Below are 20,414 nucleotides of genomic sequence, written 5' to 3'. Positions count from 1 at the left end.
CGTTTTATGAGCAATAAAACGAATAATATCTATATAACTGTTATTTGATATACGGATCATAAATGGTGGCTGAAACGAAAGACGGCGACCCCCAGAGGATCAAGCGCAGTCTGAAGATCCACTTATGCGAGGTAAGCCCTCGGGAAAGCGTCCGTATGAAGTGGAGGCCCATTCATTATTCGGATTTCAATATCTTATTTTGAATGATGAAATTCATTCATATTGATATTTTTTGACAAGAGGAGGAACAAACGTGAAATCGATCCAGGCTAAAATTTTAACGATGATTTTATCTGTCGTTGTGGTTGTATTTACTGTGACAATTGGTTATGTCATTTATAGTTCTTATCAACAAGCGACAGAGCAAGCCAATGAGTTTGCTGAAGCGCAAGCCGAAAATTATGGGCAACAGGCGTTACGAGAATTAGGAAGTGGTTATGAACTGGCAGAGAATTTAACGAACACGTTCGAAACGATTCAAACAGGAGACGATCCTGATCGTGATTTGATTATTGATATCCTCGGAACAACGTTAGAAGATAATGAAGATCTTGTCGGCGTTTGGGGTGTATGGGAACCAGATGCATTTGATGGAAGCGACGAAGAATATATAGGAGAAGAAGGTCATAATGATGAAGGTCGCTTCACACCGTATTGGAACCGCGGTAGTGGTGAAATCGCTTTTGAAGCAACAGGGACAGGCTATGAATCGACAGAGTCTGAAGGTGATTGGTATAACATCCCACTTGAAACAGGAGAACCTGCAGTCATTGAGCCGACGAATTATGATTTACAAGGCGAAGACGTGATGCTCGTTTCGGTTTCTTATCCTATTAATGTAGAAGGGGAAACGGTCGGTGTCGTAGGTGTTGACTTTGCTTTAGATAATTTACAAGCAATGATGTCTGATATTGAACTTTATGATAGTGGCATTGGGATGCTCGTCTCTCATGAAGGTGCAATCGCAGCTCATGAAGATGATGAACAGTTGGGTGCACCAATTACAGATACATTTGAACAAGATTCTCTTATGGAACAAATCCAAAATGGTCAGTCAATTCGCTTTTCAGATGAACGAGAGTCAGGTGAAGAGCAGTTAGTCGCATTTACGCCTGTACAAGTGGCAAATGTTGATACACCGTGGTCATTTGCGACTGCTGTGCCAACAGATGAAGTAACCGCTGAAGCACAGCAAGCAGCGATGCAAGCGATTGTCATTGTGTTGGTTTCATTACTCGTGCTTGCGGTACTTATTGTGTGGCTCGCGCGTTCGATTTCTCAACCGATCGTGTATTTATCAGAACGGTTAAAAACGATGGCCAACTTAGATTTACGTGCAGCTTATGATCAAGATGTACAAAAATATTTAGACCGTCGTGATGAAATCGGAACGATGACGCAAGCGGTGCAATTATTACGTTCTCGTTTTACAGAAATGATTCAAAGCATTAATGAATCTTCTGAACAAGTGGCGGCATCATCAGAAGAATTAACAGCAGTCAGTGATGAGTCATCGAAAGCGTCACAAGAGATTGCCAACACGATTGAAGATATGTCAAAGCGGGCAACGAACCAATCTGATGAGACCGAGAAGGGTGCGCAAAACGTTAACGAGCTTGGACAACTCGTTCAATCAAGTCGGGGACACATTCAAGAATTACACGATGCCACGTACCAAATTGTCGAAGCAAAAAATCAAGGTCTTGAAGCAATGGAACACTTGACAGGTGCGACATCGACGACACAATCAGCGAATCAGGAAGTTGAAAAGGTGATTGCAAGTACGGATGAATCTGCGAAAAAAATTACGAAAGCTGCGGGAATGATTCAAGAAATTACTGAGCAAACGAATTTGCTTGCGCTTAACGCATCCATTGAAGCAGCACGTGCAGGAGAAGCAGGGAAAGGCTTTGCCGTTGTGGCTGATGAGATCCGAAAGCTTGCTGAGCAATCGAACAAATCGACAGAAGATATTGCGTCTGTCATCAATGAACTCACAGAACAAACGAAAATGGCTGTGGCTTCAATGGAGGATTCGAAACAAGCGACCGAAACGCAAACAGCTCGGGTTCACGAAACAACGCAAGTATTCACGAATGTTGCTGATGCAATTGAAGAAGCAAAAGAAACGATGGAGAAAATCCAATCATCGAGTGTGAAAATGGAAGAGAAATCAGACGAGATTGTCACGCTTGTTGATCAGCTTTCAAGCATTGCACAAGAAAATGCCGCTGGTACACAAGAAGTGTCCGCATCGGTTGAAGAACAAACAGCTTCAATGGAAGAAGTGGCTGCTTCTAGTGAATCTCTCGCAAAACTTGCTGAAAACTTAAAGGAAAGCGTTGCTCAGTTTCAATATGAACAAGAACGTAAAGAGTAGTTAAAAACTTTATCGCATTCTTTGAAAACCCTGAGGTAAATGGCCACCTCAGGGTTTTTTGTCATACAGTCACAAAGTTTTTCATTGATTTATCGTATGGAACAAGTAAAAATAAGAGGAGGGGGAATAGGTAGAATTTTTAGAAAAAATTCAGGGGAGTTGATAATGATGCAAGGGAAAAAGAATAGAATCATGCTTTATTTTACATTGTTCGTGTCTTTATTATCTTTATTGGTCCATGTGATGCACCGTAATATTGGTTGGTTAGATGCATATGTGCATGAATCACACATGCATACAGAACAAGCGAGTCACCTAGATCCGATTTTAAACTTTTTACTTATCTTACCTTTTATTTTGTTAGCGTTATCATTCTTTATTTATAGAAAGAACGATACTCACGGTTCGATTCCTATGCTTGTGATGCTGTCATTAACGTTTGGATGTATTTCGATTATGGCCGGTGGCGATGGATTAATAGAATATCATTTTTCTATTTTCATGGTATTAGCAAGTCTCGCTTACTATGAGAGCATCCGCTTAATACTGATCAGTGCAGGAATCTTTGCTCTTCAACATTTCATTGGCTATTTTACTTTTCCTGAACTCGTTTGTGGAACGGATAGCTATCCATTTACCTTATTAATGATCCATATTGTTTTTGTTATTTTTACGACGGCAGTCATCATCATTCAAATACAAGCACGAAAGAATCATGATCAAATCGTTAAGGAAAAGGAAACGCAGCAAAAAGGAATTATAGAAGAATTAATCAATCATATTTCGAAAACGTCTCAAGATGTATCATCGAACATTAGTAGCCTTGAACGTGGATCCCAAGAGTCAGCGGCTGCGATTGATGACATTACCGAATCGATTGAAGAGATGACCCAAGGAGCTGAAAGCCAATTAAATGAATCACAACGAACAATGAACGTTTTAGATGATATGTCTAGCGATGTTGAGAAAATCATTGATCAAGTTAAAGAATCTGAAAAGTCATCAGATAAAACTGTTGAGCGAGCAAAAACAGGAAAAGAGAGTATGCATGTAACTGAAGAAGTGATCACAAATCTTTCAAAATCCGTCGAACAAATGGACACAGTCTCTAAACGGTTAAATGAGCGATCGGTTGATATACAAAAAACACTTTCGTTAATGACCGATATAGCTGATCAAACGAATCTATTAGCTTTAAATGCAGCCATTGAAGCAAGTCGCGCTGGAGAGGCGGGAAAAGGGTTTGCTGTTGTTGCAGAAGAAGTAAGGAAACTAGCTGACCAATCGAGAACTTATGCAGATCGTGTTGCAAACATTATCAAGGAATTCATGGAAGATGCGACAAACATGAGTTACGTGATGGAGGAAGGGAAAAAACAATCAGATGATGGCATCTCTAAAGTAAAACAAACAGCGACGATATTTGAAGAAATTGTATCGAATATTAATGCTGTGTCACACGAGACACGAACGTCTTACACTTTAGCCAAAGAGATGGGGAATCGAATGGAAGATATCAAGCAAGCTTTGGAAGAAGTGGTGGCTGTAGCTGAAGAAAATCAATCGAGTACTGAAACGATTTCTGCTTCATCGAAAGAACAGAGAAATGCTATTAATGATTTTAATCATGTGACATCTAGTTTGACTCGTTTGATTTTATCTTTAACAGAGCAGATTGAACAAATCAAAAATGATATCGAAAAGGGCGGAAGTGCCGATGAAAAATCATCGTAAATAGAAGAAGTGTGAATATTTCACGTTTAAAAGATCCCGAGGGCCGCCCTCGGGATCTTTTAAACAAGGGGATTTTACCCCGCACTTTTTTGCTGCTCGGCATCCCATTCTTCGTCTGTTGGTGGATATGTCTTTTTCAATTTAAAGGACATAAATAATGCAGCAACAGTAAGAATGGCAATTACACCAAAGGCTATGATCGCCCCGAATATATCAGGGTGTTCGATTGCCGATGAGCGACTAGCTGTTTGTGCCGTTGTCGTCATCGTTGTGACAAGCACGGCAGTACCAATCGATGCCGCCATTTGCCGCATCGTGTTCGTAACAGCCGCACCGTGTGGAATGAGCTTCTGTGGCATTTGGTTGAGCCCTGCTGTATTAACAGGCATCATGACCATAGAAAAACCAAACATACGAATTGCGTACATGACGGCTAGGTAAACGAGCGAAGTCGTCGTATCAATGAAAACAAAGGCAAAGCTAGAGATCGTCATTAGGATGAGTCCGGGAATGGCGAGCCACTTGGCGCCAACTTTGTCAAAAATCCGTCCGGTAATTGGGGCCATAAGCCCAGCTATAAGTGCACCAGGAAATAACACAAGTCCTGACTCCATAGCCGTAAATTCACGCATGTTTTGCATATACAATGGAATCAATGTTTCTAATCCGATAAGTCCCATAAAACCGATGCTGCAAATAATTGTAGAAAGTGTAAAAATCGATTGTTTAAACACGCGGAACTCTAACATCGGATGTTGCATACGAAGCTGTCGTTGTATAAATAAGACAATGGTTGCTGTACCAACGGCAAGTACAACGAGTGTGATGGGATTTGTCCAGCCGTTATTCCCAGCACTAGTAAAGCCGTACAAGAGGCCACCAAAGCCGAGCGAAGATAAAACGATAGACGGAATGTCTACTTTCGGATCTTTCAGCTCAGTGACGTTTCTCATGCTGAAATAGGCAATCACAATCATAATGAGGGCCAGTGGTAAGATTCCCCAAAACAAAAAGCGCCACTCATAGTTCGACGTCACCCATCCCGATAGCGTCGGACCGATCGCTGGAGCAAATGAGATGACAAGGCCGATGTATCCCATAGCCGTACCGCGCTTTTCAACAGGGAAAATTAATAAAAACACCGTTTGCATGAGTGGAATCATTACGCCTGCACCTGCGGATTGAATCGTTCGACCAACGATTAAAGACGGAAAGTTGGTTGCAAGACCTCCGATAAGTGTACCGAAAGCAAATATCCCCATCGCGGTCATAAATAATTGGCGTGTCGTAAATTTTTCAATTAAAAACGCAGAAACTGGAACCATAATTCCGTTTACGAGCATAAAAACGGTCGTTAGCCATTGGGCTGTGTTTTCGGTAATATTCATTTCGTGCATAATTGGCGGTATCGCCGTGATCATTAAAGTTTGATTCAAGATCGCTATGAAAGAACCCGATATGAGTAATGCGGCAATCAGGACTTTACTGTAACTTTGGTTTTCCTCCATCCAAATGACCTCTCTTTTATGTATTAATCCACCTTGCGATCCTATTTCGAGTGACTAATGAAAATTATACGCTTTCAATATTAAACTGGCAAATGAGATTCATAGCCGAATTGTGAGGAAAGCATCGATTGTAGTGTTAGATGTGGGAGTGGTGTTTGCGTAAAAATTCAAGTTTTTTGCGTGAAAGTTTCACTGTATTGCGTAAAATCATTGTTTTAATGCGTAAAAATCGGCTATCATTGCGTAAAACTGACCCTAAAGGGAGTGAGATCCGTTGAATTGGCTGGATGGTGCTTTACTTCGAAATATTTCTCTCCTTCTTGTTATCGTGGGACTTTTATGTATCATTGGAGCTCGGATAACACGAGAGTGGCAACAACCTCTAACACGAATCGGCGCTTGGCTGATCGCGAGCGGTATTGTTTTATTTGGGATACTAATCGTGATTGTTATGATTGTATTAAATTGGAGTTATTAATAATATGAACCCATTTCATAATGAAGGTTTTTAACAAACATTACGAATGTAATCAGTTATCACGAAGGTGAACGTCTGTTTTTAGAACAAGTGATTGAAACGAAAGGCGGCGACTCCCAAAGGATCAGAGCAGTCTGAAGATCCAATTCAGCGACGGTTTGTGGAGCTGAATTTAGCTGAAGACAAGCCCTTGGGAAAGCGTCCGCCTGCAGTGAAAATCACAATCCATGTTCGGAAATGATTTTTACATCATCTATTATGAAATTGATTCAATATAAATGAACGTAAAAAGGCTGTGTATTTTTAGTTACACAGCCCCCTTTACGTCCTCTGTTATGCTTCTCTATGTTCGTCCTCAATTTTTGCAAGTGGTTTGTCTGCAGGCTCGTTCAACACTTCACCGTCAATATTGAAACGAGAACCATGACAAGGACAGTCCCAAGACCGTTCCGCCTCGTTCCACTCAACTTCACAGCCCATATGCGTGCATGTTGCGTCTAATAAGTGGAGTTTGCCGTCTTCGTCACGGTATCCAGCTGCTTTTTTACCATGAACATTCACGTGGGCACCTTCTCCTAAACGTAAATCCTCTGGGTGCCGATCTTTCATGCCAACTTTACCTGCGACAAAATGACCCGCAACATCAGCATTTGTACTGATCCATTTCCGTACACTAGGGTCTGCGTGAAAGCGCGACGGGACAAATACGTCACGATATGGATTCTCGCGATTGAGAACTTGATCACAAAGCAATTGTGCAGCGACAGTGCTGTTTGTCATTCCCCATTTACGGAACCCTGTTGCGACAAAAATGTTATTATCACCGCTTGTAAGTGGTCCGATATAAGGAATATTATCCATCGTCGTTAAATCTTGTGCTGACCAACGATAAACGATATCGTCAGCGTTTAATGTTTCTTTCGCAAATGATGCCAACGCTTCATAATGTCTCATCGTATTGATCCCTTGCCCCGTCTTATGGTTTTCCCCGCCGACGAGAATGAGCGGCCCATTGCTTGTCGGTGTTGAGCGTAATGAGCGAGAAGGACTTTCTGCATTGATATACATACCACCGGCATACTCATGCTTTGGTTTAACAGCAACAATATAAGAACGTTCTTGATACATCCGAGAAAAATAAAAACCGATGCCGTCATGAAATGGGAAATGGGAGCAAGAAACCACATGATCACAGGTGAGTTTCGCTCCGTTACGCATCGTGATGATCGGTTTCGTTCCTTTTTTGAGGTCTACCGCCGTTGTCTGTTCGTAAATCTTTCCACCCCCGTCAACGAACGCCTCAGTGAGCGATTTTACATATTTGAGGGGATGAAATTGCGCTTGATTATGCATAACGACTGCGGATTCAATTGGTAACCAGATTGGAAGTGAAGAAGTAAGTCCACCGTTAATCCCTAACACTTCATAAGCTTGTCCTTCTTTTTCAATTTGTTTTGCTTTTTGTTGCGTGGTCGCATATACGTAGGCATCTTGTTTTATAAAGTCACAGTCTATGTTTTGCTGCTCAACCGTTTGTTGAATAAAATTTAACGCATTCGATGAAGCTTCATAATATTTTTTGGCCTGTTCATGACCAAGGTGCGACAAGAGTTCATTGTATATAAGACTATGTTGGGCAGTCACCTTTGCCGTTGTGTGACCTGTCGTCCCATTAAATAGTTGTCCGGCTTCGATGAGGGTAACACGCACACCTTCTTTCATGAGTAAATAGGCGGTCGTTATCCCAGTAATTCCGCCTCCGATGATCGCTACCTCAGTTTCTTGATCCTCAGTCATCGCTGAAAATGTCGGGATATCAATGTCCTCGCGCCAATACGGCTTCGACTCAGGAGGGATATTCTGATGATGTTGGTCACTATGGTTCAAATGAAGCACTCCTTTGCTAAGATCTTCTAAATAGTAAGTTTCCTCTAAAAAGCGATTTACATACGTTTCCAAGACAAGGAATTTATATTTTACGATGCAATACTGCAAATTTACGTTAAAAGTGGTATTGTAAAGTAGACATATTTCGAATAATTTCGACATAGGCGAGAATGTTCTTTGCAAGTTAACGGATGTCTAGAAGTGGTTGTTAGTACATGAGGGGGAAACCGGTGAGACAAATGTTTAACACACATCATAAAGAGACTTCTCAAACGAAGCGAAAACGCACACAGTTGACGATTGGAAGAAAACTGGCATTACTGATTATTGCTGCAATGCTTTTTAGTTTAATTGCAGGTGCACCGATTGCTTATATGCAAATGGCAATCTTTGAATCAGGTGCGCTTGATGTTTTAGGTACAACTGTGAACAACGTATTACAAACGTATTTTACATTAATCATGAATATCATCATTACAGTCACTTTTTTAACGATCGGGATTCGTAAGTTTGTCACCCGTCCGATTCGTGAATTAGAGGAAACGATAGATGCGATGCAAGGAAACTCTTTAGATTTAACGCAACGTGTCGATATTCGCTCTCAAGATGAACTAGGTCACTTAGCGACGGGGTTTAATCGTTTAACAGTGAATATGAGGGATACGATTCAATCTGTGCATGAATCGGCAGAAAATGTTGCTGCATCGAGTGAAGAAAATACTGCTGCAATTGAAGAAATGACTGCAGGTGCTGAAGATGTAAGCACCCGTGCTGATCATATGAGTAAACAAGCGAAAAGAGGTAACACTGCAATCAAAAATGTGTCTCAATCACTTAGAGAACTTTCTTCCCTTATCGAACAAGCGAAACAAAAAGCAGACGCAACAGAAATGAATGCAGGTCAGATGTCTGAATCTTCCGATGTGGGAAAGCAAAAAGTTGAAGATGTGATTCAAGTGATGCAAACGATTCAAACAGAATCGCAAACAACGCGAGATAAGGTGAACGCGCTCGTTGATTATTCAAAACAAATTCACTCAATTGTTGATACAATTACAAAAATATCCGAACAAACGAACCTCTTGGCCTTGAATGCTGCGATTGAAGCATCTCGTGCGGGTGAAGCCGGGAAAGGGTTTGCAGTCGTTGCAGATGAAGTTCGTAAACTAGCGGAACAAACATCCAAGGAAGCAGAAAATGTTACGTCAATTATTGAAGAGATTACATCGACGACTTCAGAAGCAACACAAGCCTTTGAAATGAGTGACAAAAAGGTCGAAGAAGGCGTGCGTGAAGTTGCAATCGCAGGAGATGCGCTCGATGATATCGTTGCTGCAGTGAAGCGTACCGTGACGAACATTCAAGGAATCAAGGATGTCACAAATGAAGAGGTGACGACTTCTGAAAATATTGTCGCACTTATTGATGAATTGGCTAATGTCGTAGAAGAGACAGATGCAAATGCCCAAGAAGTGTATGAAACAATCAATGAAACAACCGCATCGATGCAAGATATTTCAACGAGTACCGATGAGATGAGTCAAATGGCAGTTGCATTAAAAGAGTCCGTGTCGACATTTAAAACGAAATAATCCATTAAAATGTCAGACCTAAAGCTGTGAGAGGCTTTAGGTCTATTTTTTTCGTCTCTATGATGTAGGGGACTTAATAAAATTTGAGCACAAAAAAGCACTACAGAATTTTCTGCACTACTTCTACATAGATTCAGATTTATCACAAAACACACACACACACACGCACAAATGTCAATCAGCGTTAACTTATCTACCACATCTAAGCAACAAAAAGTTATAATGAAAATAGGTGATAAATGTGAAAAAAATTTATGAATGGTCTATGATTATTTTTGCAGTTCTAGCTGTATCTACGATATGGCACCAAACACCTTACAACCCCTACATTATATGGACTGTTTGGGGCATCTTCTTTATCGATTTTTTATTTCGAATCTTGAATAGTGATAAAAAAATAGCGTTTTTAAAAAAGAACCCTTTTCTTATATTAGCAATCATTCCTGTAGATGCTGTATTTCAATTCGCTCGTTTTGCTAGAGTTATACATCTTTTTCGACTTAAAACAATAACTAAATATTTCGCCAAACCTTTTATTAAAAAACTACAGAAAAAATCGATTATGGGATTTGTTATTCCGGTGGCACTAACGCTAATATCAAGTTTTTCTTTATACGTGTTTGAGCCTACTGTAACCTCTTTATATGACGCTTTTTTATATGGATTTCTTGCGATCATTATGTTTGGTCATGCTGATATTACAGCAGTATCAATGATCGGGCAAGCAATCATCATCTCAATAACATTGATTGGGGTAATGTTGCACGGAATTGTTTTAGGGATTATTTTCGAGATCCTTGAGAAAAAGAAAATATCATTCCCCTTTGGTTTCACAAAATAACCTGCTTCATTTATAGAAGCAGGTTATAATGCTACCCAAATATTTGACTTAGAACACTTTTCTGAGGTGAGCCAATTTCTATTTCTATTAATTGTATTGTTCGTATTGTAAATGAAATTGTGAATGATGACATTCATTCAGGTGAAAAAAGGTTCTTCAGAAACAGTCGAGAATGTGTTTACCTAGAAAGATTCAATAAATAATTAGTTTTCCTAGAAATAATAACTTGAGTAGGAGTGATGAAAGTGGTTTCACCTTTACGTGTAGGCATTGTTGGAGCAGGGGGAATTGCTCACGGTGTTCATGCAAAACGCTATGTTGACCACCCTCATACAGAATTAGTTGCGGTTATGTCGCGTACGAAAGATAAAGCACGTGCCTTCGCAGCCGATTTTGACGTTGAGCATGCTTATGATTCTTTAGAAGAGATGTTTAAGCAGCATGATTTGGATGCAGTTAGCATTTGTACACCGAATAAGTTTCATTACGAAGGAACGATTGCTGCATTAAAAGCAGGGTGTCACGTTTTATGCGAAAAGCCACCAGCAATGACTGAGGATGAGGCAAAACAAATGGCAGAAGTAGCCAATCGAACCGGTCGCATACTTATGTACGGTTTTCACTTTCGCCATGATCTAGAAGCGACGGTGTTAAAAAAGTTTGTTGATGCTGGTGAGTTAGGAAACGTTTATCACGTCAATGTGCAGGCGATGCGTCGCCGAGGCATACCGGGTTGGGGTGTATTTACAAATCGGGAGTTACAAGGTGGCGGACCACTTATCGATGTCGGCGTCCACATGCTCGATCTCGCCATGTATTTGACGGGATTCCAAGAGCCAGAAACCGTGCTTGCACAAACTCATCAACGTATTGGTACGCGTCCAGGGGTTGGACTTTTAGGTGAATGGGATGCAGACAATTATTCCATCGAGGATTTAGCTTCTGGGATGATTCGCTTTCAAAACGGGATGTCACTCGTACTTGAAACGTCATATGCGGCGAATGTGGCCAAAGATGAATATTTAAATGTTTCACTGATGGGTGACAAAGCTGGAGCTGATAGCTATCCATTACGAATCTATGAAGAGAAGCATGGGGCTTTATTTGATAAACAACCTGCTTACTTACACGATCTAGACGATCGTACGAGTCACGAACGACAAATGGATCATTTTATTGAATGCTGCTTAGGTCAATCGAGCCCAATAACGACAGCTGAACAAGGAGTAGTGATTCAACGACTACTCGGTGCCTTATATGAATCAGCAAGAACAGGTGAAGCAGTGAAATGTCATAAATAAAAAAGCTGGCCAGTTGGCCAGCTTTTTGTAGTTGGTGTCATACACCTTGCAGTCGTCGACGTTCTTAGAAGATGATATGCGCGATAAGAGCGATAATTGGTAACGTAATGATTGTACGTTCTAGGAAAATGATGATTAAATCTTTTAAGTTAATTGGCAGTTTTGAACCGAGCAAAACACCACCGACTTCAGAAAGGTAGACAAGCTGAGTGACGGATACACAAGCAATCACAAAACGAGTCATTTCACTTTCAATACTAGCACCGAGAACTGCTGGTAAAAACATATCCGCAAATCCGACAACCATCGTCTCTGAAGCAGCTGCAGCTTCAGGGATTTGCAACAGTTGTAAGATCGGTTGAAACGGTGCACCCAGCCATGTAAATAGTGGTGTAAACTCTGCAAAAATAACAGCAATTGTTCCGAAAGCCATCACGATTGGCACGACTCCTAACCACATGTCGAGGATATTCTTCGCACCGTCACGGAAAAATGCGCCTACGCTTGTGTTGTAGCTAGCGCGTTTTTTCGCTTGCTTAAAGCCCCAAGTAAGTGGGCTATGACCAGCAGGAATGATTTCTTGATCGTCACCACTTTGATCATTAAAATACGTTTGCGGTTTTCGAGAAAGCGGTGGAATTCGTGGCATGATTAATGCAGCCACAGCCCCTGCTATGAGCACCGTTAAGTAAAACGGAACGAACATATGCATAAGGTCGACTTGTCCAAGGACAACTAAGCTAAAGGTGATCGAAACAACGGAGAATGTTGTTCCAATCACGGCTGCTTCACGTTTTGAATAAAAGCCTTCTTCGTATTGTTTATTTGTTAAGATGACCCCGATGGTTCCGTCACCTAGCCAGGATGTTAATGAGTCAATCGATGAACGTCCTGGTAAGGTGAATAGTGGGCGCATAACTTTGGTAAGTAGGGCGCCGACAAATTCTAATAGGCCGAAGTTTAATAGTAATGGTAGAAACAGTCCTGCAAATAGGAAGACTGAAAATAGGATCGGTAGTAAGTCGCCGAGTAGTAGTCCGCCGGTGTAATCGTCGTGAACGAATACCGGCCCAATTTGAAAGAGTGTCATGATCGCTAATACGAGTGCGACAATGCGTGTGATAAACCAAAATGGGGTGACGTCGAATAGGTTCGTAAAGAATGGACTGTCAGTGATCCACTTAGGTTTCACGGTTTTTGCGACAATCGATCCAAGTGTTGCGAAAAGGATGATGATCGTCATAATTGCAGGTAGCTGAGTTTCTAATGCCTCAAATAAGCCATCGGAAAGAAGGGCGATCGGGATCGTCAATTCTCCTCCGTAAGGGATCGGTGTCATAAATAAAAGAACGCCGATAAGCGACGGTAATATAAATTTTAAGGTTGATTGTTTATTTTGTTCGGGTTGTGGGGATGGAGAATTGTCCATTCGTTTAACCTCCTGATTTAATAATTATTCACTGTTACTTATTTTAATAAGTTTCAAAGCAAATTGCAATTAAAATTTAATAGATATGAAGAATTCAGAATGATTATACAAAACCTATTTCGTTTTTCTATGAAATGAAGGAAAAAGGGATAAATATGAAGTGACGGGCCAATGTTACAAAAGGCTTTTCAATTTCGAGGGAATGCGCAATAATACGCCAAAAAGCATAAAGTACAGAACTTTGACGTTGGATATAAATTCCCATATTATAAATAATTGTGTGATATTGTATAAATTTGGCGTTTTCTGTAATGTTTTTAAACATTCGCTGCAAGAGGTGAAGAGGAGGCCTATACAGATGTTTAAACCAGCGCATGTATTCTTACAACGAATGAACTTTAAGATGAAGTTTACGACGATATTTGTCATCATTGCGATCCCGATGTCATTTTTTCTTTACTTTTTGTTATCCTCACTTAATGAAGATGTACAAGTAACGCAGCTTGAGAGAGATGGTTTAACGGAGCTACAAGACATTCGAGAACTCGTTCAGTTCAAGCAAGAGCATCGAAGTTTAACGGCTTTACTCATTAATGGTGATGAAAGTGGCAATGACAGGTTAGATGAAGTGCAAACACGAATAGATGATACATATGAGAATATTTTAACTCGCCTTCAACAAGAAGACCCTTTTCATATTGAAGAAGGTTTAGTGACAAATCAATCTCATTGGAAAGAGCTTGTCAAAGGTGTTGAAACCCTAGACATGGATACGGCATCCCAACAGCACAGTGACGTGATCGAAGAGTTACTGATGATGTCCGTTCATATTGCGGATGCGTCTCATTTATCCTTAGATGAAAATTTGCATCACTCACACATGGCGACATTGATTTACGATACATTGCCGCAAGTCACTGAATATATGGGAGAAGCGCGTACGTTAGGAACCGTCGTTTCAGCCAATGGGCAAGTGGGAGAAGAGGAAAACTTACAACTGTTTTCGTTGAGTCAAACGCTTGATGACTATATGGAAGATATTGAACGGTCAAGTATCGTGATCGCGAACCACAATCCAGTGATCGAAGAAGAAATGTTTGCTATGCGAGACGAAATGAATAACCATGTAAATATGATCACGATGATGGTTGATGCGGAGTTAGTCGGACAAAATAACGTCAATATTTACTCAGGGTACTTTTATGATTTAACGACAGATGCCATTAACGACTTTTATACAATGGTAGATGAGCAATCGGCGATGTTGGATCAGTCTTTAGCGGATCGTGAAACAGAGTTGCAATCAATGTTTGTTTTAACGATCGTCGCAGTCTCTATTGTCACATTATTGACTGTATATTTAGTTGTTGCTTTTTATACAAGTGTTCATCGAAACATTGATAAAATTCAGCAGGCAACCAATCAAATTGCAGATGGAGATTTAACAGCCTTCGTTGAGGTAGAAACGAAGGACGAGATGAAAACAATTACCGATTCTTTAAACAAAATGGTGAATTCATTTAAAGAAATTATTAAAATGAATCAACAAATAACTGAACATATCAATTCGTCGTCACAACAACTCTCTGCAGTTGCAGAGGAAACGACGCAATCGTCGGAACAAGTGACAGCATCGATGGATCATGTCTCAAGCCACATTGAAACCCAACGCTCAAGTACAGAAGAGGCAAAAAGTACAGTTAATTCATTGTCAAATGACCTTGAATCTATGAAAGAAACGGCGACCGAAGTGGCCAGGTCGGCAGATACGTCTTCTGCACGAGCGGAAACAGGGAATCAATCTGCCCAAGAAACCGTCGATAAAATGCAGCAAATTCGCTCATCTGTTCAAGACACGTCACGTCTTATGGATACGCTGAAAACACGTTCACATGAGATCGATGACATTATCAATGTCATTACTGGGATTGCTGATCAAACGAATTTACTCGCACTTAATGCTGCAATTGAAGCTTCGAGAGCTGGTGAGCAGGGAAAAGGCTTTGCAGTCGTCGCTGAAGAAGTCCGCAAGCTAGCAGAAGAATCAGGGAAATCGGCAGAAAAGATTCGCAATATGGTCACGTACGTTCAAGACGATGTCAATCAAGCAGAGTCTGCAATGAAAGGCGTTGAAGAACAAATGGATGAAGGTGTACAATCTGTACAAGCATCTGGGGAAAGTTTCTCTGACATTGTCGCGTCAACCAATGCTGTGGAACAAGAAATTAAGCGCGTCGAAGGTCAATTGCAGCATATCGTTAATAATCAGTTACATGCGCTTGTAAGAGTCATCGACCGAACAGCAGACATGTCGCAAGAAACAGAAGGGCAATCACAAGCGGTTTCTGCTGCGACTCAAGAACAACTCGCTTCAATGGAAGAGATCACTTCTACAGTGGAGACGTTAAATGAAAACGCCCAGAAATTACAGCGTCAAATTGATTATTACAAAGTATAATAACAATCGGGTGTAGTTGAACTCGAATTATAATAAAAAACGTGACTGCTACTCTTTTGTAGACAGTCACGTTTTTTATTATTCGTTATGCATCAAACGCCCATTCACCATTTCTAAATAGTGGTTCACTCTCTCCACTTTGGGAGACCGCATCGATATCCATTTTGTCAGAACCGATCATAAAGTCGACGTGGGTAATACTCTTATTTAAACCGTGTGCTGCTTGGTCTTCTTCTGACATGTCAGCACCACCTTCAAGACAAAATGCGTAAGCACTGCCGAGAGCAATATGGTTTGACGCATTTTCATCGTAAAGCGTGTTATAAAAAAGAATGTCCGACTGAGAGATCGGTGAGCTATGAGGGACGAGTGCAACTTCCCCTAAGTGTTTAGCACCTTCATCTGTTTCAAGGAGGTGTTTTAACGTGTCATAGCCTTCCTCAGCGGTGAAGTCAACGACTTTTCCATTTTCGAACGTAAGTGTGAAGTTATCGATGACGTTGCCACCGTAGTTAAGTGGTTTTGAATTAGTGACATAGCCGTTGACGCCGTCCTTTTTCGGGACAGTAAAAACTTCTTCTGTCGGCATATTTGCGACGAAATGAACACCATCTTTATTTGGTCCGCCACCACCGACCCACTGATGTTTTTCAGGGAGCTCGATTGTTAAATCGGTTCCAGGTGCTTTGTAATGCAGTTTTGCATAGTTTTTCTCATTTAAGTGTGCGGCGCGGTCGCGTAAAGCTTGATCATGCTTTTCCCAAGCGGATACGGCATCGTCTAAGTCAGCGCGGGTCGCTTTAAAAATTGCATCCCATAATTTATTGACTTGTTCTTCTTCTGGTGCATTAGGAAATACCTTTGCAGCCCATGGCTTTGAAGGTGCAGCGACGACACACCAACTGACTTTATCAGATTGAATATATTGGCGGAATGTAGACATCGCTTGCCCTGACGTTTTGTTTGCAGTCGCGATGCGTTCCGAATCAATCCCTTTAAGTAAGTCAGGATCTGTCGATTTAATCGTCATAAATGCTGCGCCATTTTCAGCCATTTCCTCAAAGCCTCGTGCTCGCCACATAGGGAATTCACGGAATGCTTCATCTGGCGCTAATTCAAATTTTGTTCGTGTTACCTCATCATCATTCCATTCAACATGCACATTTTTCGCTCCAGCTTCATATGCTTTTTTAACGACACATCTGACAAAGTCAGCAGATGTGATTGGACCACTTACAACGAGAGTTTGACCTTTCTGCACATTGACACCTACATTTACAGCAAGGTCAGCATATGTATCTAGTTTCGTTTGAAAATCACTCATAAGGGAATTGTTCCTCCTCTTTATTTTAAGGTTACATACATTTTAACAGGTAGTGAAAATTTTTTGAAATGCGACTTGATATGTGAAATGCGACTTGATATTTATGTGTTATTTGGAAAATAATTAAACATTCTATTTGGAATTGGACAATATCCTATGATATAGTATTCAAAATAACTAAAGGAGGCGTGAGTATGGGGGGGATGTCAGGTCCATTTGCAGATAAATATATTCGTTACATTTTAGGCTGGTTAGTTCTCGGAATATTCGGAATTTATTACTTTGGTCAAACATCTATGTGGTTAGGATTGACTAGTTTTCTAGGAGCATTCATTGTCACTTTTGGTTTTGATATTGTGTTTCGTCAAATTGTAAAAAGAAAAGCGCGCAAGATTGTAAAACAAAAACCAGAAGCGCTCGTTGATGTGCTCAGACACGGACAGGAGAAGAAAGGTTACCTCATCTTTACGCGTGATTATGTGCTCTTTGTTCCCGTTTTTGGAAAGGTGAAAACAGTGATTGAACTCGATCAGATTGTAAGGCGGCAGTTTGACCGATCAATGGTCGAAATTATTGCACGTTTCCCAAATCGGTATCGTGTATTTTCATTTACCGTATTATTTAAAGGGAAGTTGAAAGAGCTCATAGATGAAAAGATGGGGAAGTCACAGTCCTATAAGTACGAAGAAACGTGATAGAAGCGTGATCTTAGAAGTTAAGGAGGTAAAAAAACATGTCATCCTATTTAATGGAGCAACTTGCATTTATTCGTCATGTGACATTGAAAGCAATAGAAGACGTAACAGAAGAACAAGCAGATCAAGTACCTACAGGGTTTTCCAATAGTATCCGTTGGAACCTCGGCCACATCGCATTCGTACAAGAGTACTTTCTCTTTCATGCGACAAATGAAGCTACAGACTTGCCACAAACGTATGCGACGTTGTTTGGACCTGGGACAAAGCCAACGGATTGGACAGAAGAACCACCCTCGTTGGATGAATTAAAGAAGCAATTAACAGATCAAAAAGACCGAATTAAGAAAACTTTTGCCACACGTTTAAATGAAACAATTGAGGAACCAATACAAATTGCTTCACTACAGTTATCAACCGTTGAGCAACTGATTAGTTTTTCCCTTTATCACGAAGGTGTCCATACGGAAACGATCAAGCGGTTAAAAAATTTCACAACAATATAAACAAGAGAAGGTAAAAAGGCTGAAACAAGGAGATACATATCTACTCGTTCAGCCTTTTTGTATTATCCATCATCAAAACGATATGTCCAGAATCTCTCTTTCATTAGACGGTCAGTGACGGCTTCGTCTTGTTCATTGAATTGTTGTTTCATCACTTCAATCGTCCCTGCAGTTTGCGATGCATGGGCTTCGATGACTTTTAATTTTTGCTCAGCATATTTAGACACATCCAAAGTAACATCAGGAGGACCAATATGTACTTCGCAATTGTTGGAAAAGGCGAGTGCGTACACAATTGGACGTGATTGTTTTGGTAAACGCTTGACGGCTTCAATGACCGCTTCTCCAGTTGCATCGTGATCAGGGTGTACGGCATAACCAGGGTAGAATGTGATAATGAGCGAAGGGTTGATTTCGTGAATCACCTCTTCAACTTTCGACGTCAGTACGTCAAAGTCCTCAAATTCGATGGTTTTGTCTCTCATACCGAATCGGCGTAAATCATTGATCCCAAGTAAAGAACAAGCGTTGTCTAGCTCTTGTTTGCGGACTTCAGGTAAAGTTTCCCGATTAGCAAATTGAGGATTCCCCATATTTCTTCCCATTTCCCCAAGTGTGAGGCATGCGTATGTCACCGGTATATTGTTTTCTGTATAAGAAAGAATCGTTCCCGCAACGCCAAAGGCTTCGTCATCAGGGTGCGGAAAAACGACGAGTACGTGTTCGTGTTCAGACATGGTTTCACGTCCTTTCTATTCATTTTGTTGCGCGGGTTCGTTCACGCGAAACAATCGTTGAATGGTTGAATGGACATTGATTCCGTTATTTACTTGAAAAAGGCTGATTTTGAGCTTTTTACGGACATGAGTTCCGCTATTTGTAAAAAATCATCCTTCACCCCCTGCAAAAGGGACAATTAACGGAACACAGGTCCATCCTCCCCCTAAAAATGGCGTATTTCGCTTAAATAACGGAATGTATGTCCGCTCGCCCAGTGTGCTAGCTAAATCAAGACACTTTCTCTTAATTGCGAAAAGGTGTTGCGCTTAATTGTAGCGCTACAGCAAGTTTACCGTCATGATCATGTCCAGCTAATAGTAAACGGTCCTCTTCGTCGACTGTCCAGTCTGTCAGCCCCTCTGCATAAACCCAACCGCCGTCTAATTTTAAACCAACGCGATAGGGGCCGGAACCAGTGATTTTTCCGATCGTATATTGCAACTCAACATTGCGCAAGAAAGCTCCCGCGGAAAAAAACGATTCGTTTTTGTGGGAGGCATAGGCACCGTTTGTCGTTTCGACGTGAATATATTGCGGTCGATTAGATCGTTGATTTAATTGCTGTTGAACAAGGTCTTTATCAATCGGTTTCACGAAGTATATCCTCCTCTTTATAAAATCTCATTTTTAGAGATGGGCGAATTTTGTTATCAATTCTCTCTATTTTAGGCAATCGGTTTTGATCCACCTGCTTGCAACCCTTCAGTCTTTTCGAGAGTGAAAGACATTCTAAATGACGTCTATGGTCTATTCTACTAAAAAATGTGCTGTTTGTCTGTTTCTATGGGTTATTATCTGGTATAGACATCTAATCAAGTTGTTGGTACGTTAAAGATGGGCAAAATAACCGTGAATGATGGCTAGAAATGACCTTGAACAGAGGAGTGAGAAAAATGTTGAAACATACTTAAATAATCTTGAAGAAAAGTTAAAACTTTTAAAGAAAGAGCAAGAGGATGTCCTGGAAACCGTTGCGGGAAAAATGAGTGACTTGATCGAGCAAGGTGGGGTTATCCACCTTTTCGGCGCAGGCCATTCTCATATATTAGCGGAAGAAGTATTCTATCGTGCAGGTGGATTAGTACCGATATCGTGATTGATAACTTAAGTGAAAAAGGAGATGCCGTTTTAAAACATGAAAGTGTAGCTGCTCTGTTTGCTACGACTTCGACAGTGCTCGGCGTTTCAATTGTTCAGTCATTAATGGCTGATACGATTCGGCAACTAGTGGAACGAGGAATCGAACCACCGGTTTTACGAAGTGGAAATATCGACGGTGCTGATGAATACAACCAATCTTTAATCGACCCGTATAAAGAGAGGATTCCACTGTTATCTCTGCAATAATGACTTGATATTATTGAACCATGTTGTTTTAGTAGGATGATCGATACAACTGGTATAGGTGAATCATAGAGCATAAAACACGAAAGAAGACGTTCATAATAGACGTAAAAAGGGCAGGTTTTCATTTGACTTTGCAAATGAACCTACCCTTTTT

15 protein-coding genes and 1 pseudogene are annotated in these 20,414 nt (G+C 40.8%); 10 read left to right on the top strand and 6 right to left on the bottom strand.

What is annotated here, in order from left to right:
* Positions 1–253: 253 nt before the first annotated feature.
* Positions 254–2,380, top strand: coding sequence for a methyl-accepting chemotaxis protein (locus HNQ41_RS11520; protein ID WP_184664592.1), 2,127 nt, complete (start codon positions 254–256; stop codon positions 2,378–2,380).
* 165 nt (positions 2,381–2,545) lie between these two features.
* Complete coding sequence (locus tag HNQ41_RS11515; RefSeq protein ID WP_184664591.1) at positions 2,546–4,114, top strand: methyl-accepting chemotaxis protein; 1,569 nt, start codon at positions 2,546–2,548, stop codon at positions 4,112–4,114.
* Positions 4,115–4,188: 74 nt separating this feature from the next.
* Here the strand turns inward: HNQ41_RS11515 and HNQ41_RS11510 are convergent, their stop codons facing one another.
* A complete protein-coding gene (locus HNQ41_RS11510) occupies positions 4,189–5,622 on the bottom strand; it encodes an MDR family MFS transporter (RefSeq protein ID WP_184664590.1) in 1,434 nt (477 codons plus the stop codon).
* 274 nt (positions 5,623–5,896) lie between these two features.
* On the opposite strand from HNQ41_RS11510, the gene HNQ41_RS11505 reads away from it, so the two are divergent.
* A complete protein-coding gene (locus HNQ41_RS11505) occupies positions 5,897–6,100 on the top strand; it encodes a hypothetical protein (RefSeq protein ID WP_184664589.1) in 204 nt (67 codons plus the stop codon).
* A 333-nt stretch (positions 6,101–6,433) separates the two neighbouring features.
* Here the strand turns inward: HNQ41_RS11505 and HNQ41_RS11500 are convergent, their stop codons facing one another.
* Entirely contained in the window at positions 6,434–7,987 is a 1,554-nt protein-coding gene (locus HNQ41_RS11500; RefSeq protein ID WP_246421648.1) for an FAD-dependent oxidoreductase, read from the bottom strand.
* 239 nt (positions 7,988–8,226) lie between these two features.
* Here HNQ41_RS11500 and HNQ41_RS11495 point away from each other — a divergent pair, with 239 nt between their 5' ends.
* The 3 genes from HNQ41_RS11495 to HNQ41_RS11485 all read left to right on the top strand — a co-directional run bounded on the left by HNQ41_RS11495 (position 8,227) and on the right by HNQ41_RS11485 (position 11,721).
* Positions 8,227–9,579: a methyl-accepting chemotaxis protein gene (locus HNQ41_RS11495; RefSeq protein WP_246421655.1), complete on the top strand. Its 1,353-nt coding sequence runs from the start codon at positions 8,227–8,229 to the stop codon at positions 9,577–9,579.
* A gap of 241 nt (positions 9,580–9,820) precedes the next feature.
* Positions 9,821–10,420 (top strand): hypothetical protein, encoded by a 600-nt coding sequence (locus tag HNQ41_RS11490; protein ID WP_184664587.1) that lies wholly within the window; start codon positions 9,821–9,823, stop codon positions 10,418–10,420.
* Positions 10,421–10,665: 245 nt separating this feature from the next.
* The gene (locus tag HNQ41_RS11485) at positions 10,666–11,721 is read left to right on the top strand and encodes a Gfo/Idh/MocA family oxidoreductase (protein WP_184664586.1); all 1,056 of its coding nucleotides are present in this window, start codon (positions 10,666–10,668) and stop codon (positions 11,719–11,721) included.
* Between the two features lie 64 nt (positions 11,722–11,785).
* Here HNQ41_RS11485 and HNQ41_RS11480 read toward each other — a convergent pair whose 3' ends face one another.
* Positions 11,786–13,150 (bottom strand): YjiH family protein, encoded by a 1,365-nt coding sequence (locus HNQ41_RS11480; RefSeq protein ID WP_184664585.1) that lies wholly within the window; start codon positions 13,148–13,150, stop codon positions 11,786–11,788.
* Between the two features lie 358 nt (positions 13,151–13,508).
* On the opposite strand from HNQ41_RS11480, the gene HNQ41_RS11475 reads away from it, so the two are divergent.
* A complete protein-coding gene (locus tag HNQ41_RS11475; protein ID WP_184664584.1) occupies positions 13,509–15,608 on the top strand; it encodes a methyl-accepting chemotaxis protein in 2,100 nt (699 codons plus the stop codon).
* Positions 15,609–15,693: 85 nt separating this feature from the next.
* Here the strand turns inward: HNQ41_RS11475 and HNQ41_RS11470 are convergent, their stop codons facing one another.
* Positions 15,694–16,932, bottom strand: coding sequence for an aminopeptidase (locus tag HNQ41_RS11470; protein WP_184664583.1), 1,239 nt, complete (start codon positions 16,930–16,932; stop codon positions 15,694–15,696).
* A 194-nt stretch (positions 16,933–17,126) separates the two neighbouring features.
* Here HNQ41_RS11470 and HNQ41_RS11465 point away from each other — a divergent pair, with 194 nt between their 5' ends.
* Together HNQ41_RS11465 and HNQ41_RS11460 are read left to right on the top strand one after the other, a co-directional pair.
* Entirely contained in the window at positions 17,127–17,627 is a 501-nt protein-coding gene (locus HNQ41_RS11465; RefSeq protein WP_184664582.1) for a hypothetical protein, read from the top strand.
* 38 nt (positions 17,628–17,665) lie between these two features.
* Entirely contained in the window at positions 17,666–18,133 is a 468-nt protein-coding gene (locus tag HNQ41_RS11460) for a DinB family protein (protein WP_184664581.1), read from the top strand.
* 62 nt (positions 18,134–18,195) lie between these two features.
* Here the strand turns inward: HNQ41_RS11460 and bshB2 are convergent, their stop codons facing one another.
* Positions 18,196–18,870, bottom strand: coding sequence for a bacillithiol biosynthesis deacetylase BshB2 (bshB2, locus tag HNQ41_RS11455; protein ID WP_184664580.1), 675 nt, complete (start codon positions 18,868–18,870; stop codon positions 18,196–18,198).
* A 286-nt stretch (positions 18,871–19,156) separates the two neighbouring features.
* A complete protein-coding gene (locus HNQ41_RS11450; RefSeq protein ID WP_184664579.1) occupies positions 19,157–19,507 on the bottom strand; it encodes a DUF1806 family protein in 351 nt (116 codons plus the stop codon).
* Between the two features lie 262 nt (positions 19,508–19,769).
* On the opposite strand from HNQ41_RS11450, the pseudogene HNQ41_RS11445 reads away from it, so the two are divergent.
* Positions 19,770–20,260: pseudogene (locus HNQ41_RS11445) on the top strand (SIS domain-containing protein).
* Positions 20,261–20,414: the final 154 nt, after the last annotated feature.

Origin of the sequence: Texcoconibacillus texcoconensis (assembly GCF_014202575.1) — a bacterium.
Lineage (GTDB): Bacteria > Bacillota > Bacilli > Bacillales > Salisediminibacteriaceae > Texcoconibacillus > Texcoconibacillus texcoconensis.
Note: the sequence above shows the minus strand (reverse complement) of the source record. Positions and strands in the feature narration are given on the sequence as shown.

Excerpts from the sequence above, each read along its gene's own strand:
- HNQ41_RS11515 (WP_184664591.1), top strand. The coding sequence starts at position 2,546 with ATGATGCAAGGGAAAAAGAATAGAATCATGCTTTATTTTACATTGTTC.
- HNQ41_RS11510 (WP_184664590.1), bottom strand. The coding sequence starts at position 5,622 with ATGGAGGAAAACCAAAGTTACAGTAAAGTCCTGATTGCCGCATTACTC.
- HNQ41_RS11495 (WP_246421655.1), top strand. The coding sequence starts at position 8,227 with ATGTTTAACACACATCATAAAGAGACTTCTCAAACGAAGCGAAAACGC.
- HNQ41_RS11480 (WP_184664585.1), bottom strand. The coding sequence starts at position 13,150 with ATGGACAATTCTCCATCCCCACAACCCGAACAAAATAAACAATCAACC.
- HNQ41_RS11475 (WP_184664584.1), top strand. The coding sequence starts at position 13,509 with ATGTTTAAACCAGCGCATGTATTCTTACAACGAATGAACTTTAAGATG.
- HNQ41_RS11470 (WP_184664583.1), bottom strand. The coding sequence starts at position 16,932 with ATGAGTGATTTTCAAACGAAACTAGATACATATGCTGACCTTGCTGTA.
- HNQ41_RS11465 (WP_184664582.1), top strand. The coding sequence starts at position 17,127 with ATGGGGGGGATGTCAGGTCCATTTGCAGATAAATATATTCGTTACATT.
- HNQ41_RS11460 (WP_184664581.1), top strand. The coding sequence starts at position 17,666 with ATGTCATCCTATTTAATGGAGCAACTTGCATTTATTCGTCATGTGACA.
- bshB2 (WP_184664580.1), bottom strand. The coding sequence starts at position 18,870 with ATGTCTGAACACGAACACGTACTCGTCGTTTTTCCGCACCCTGATGAC.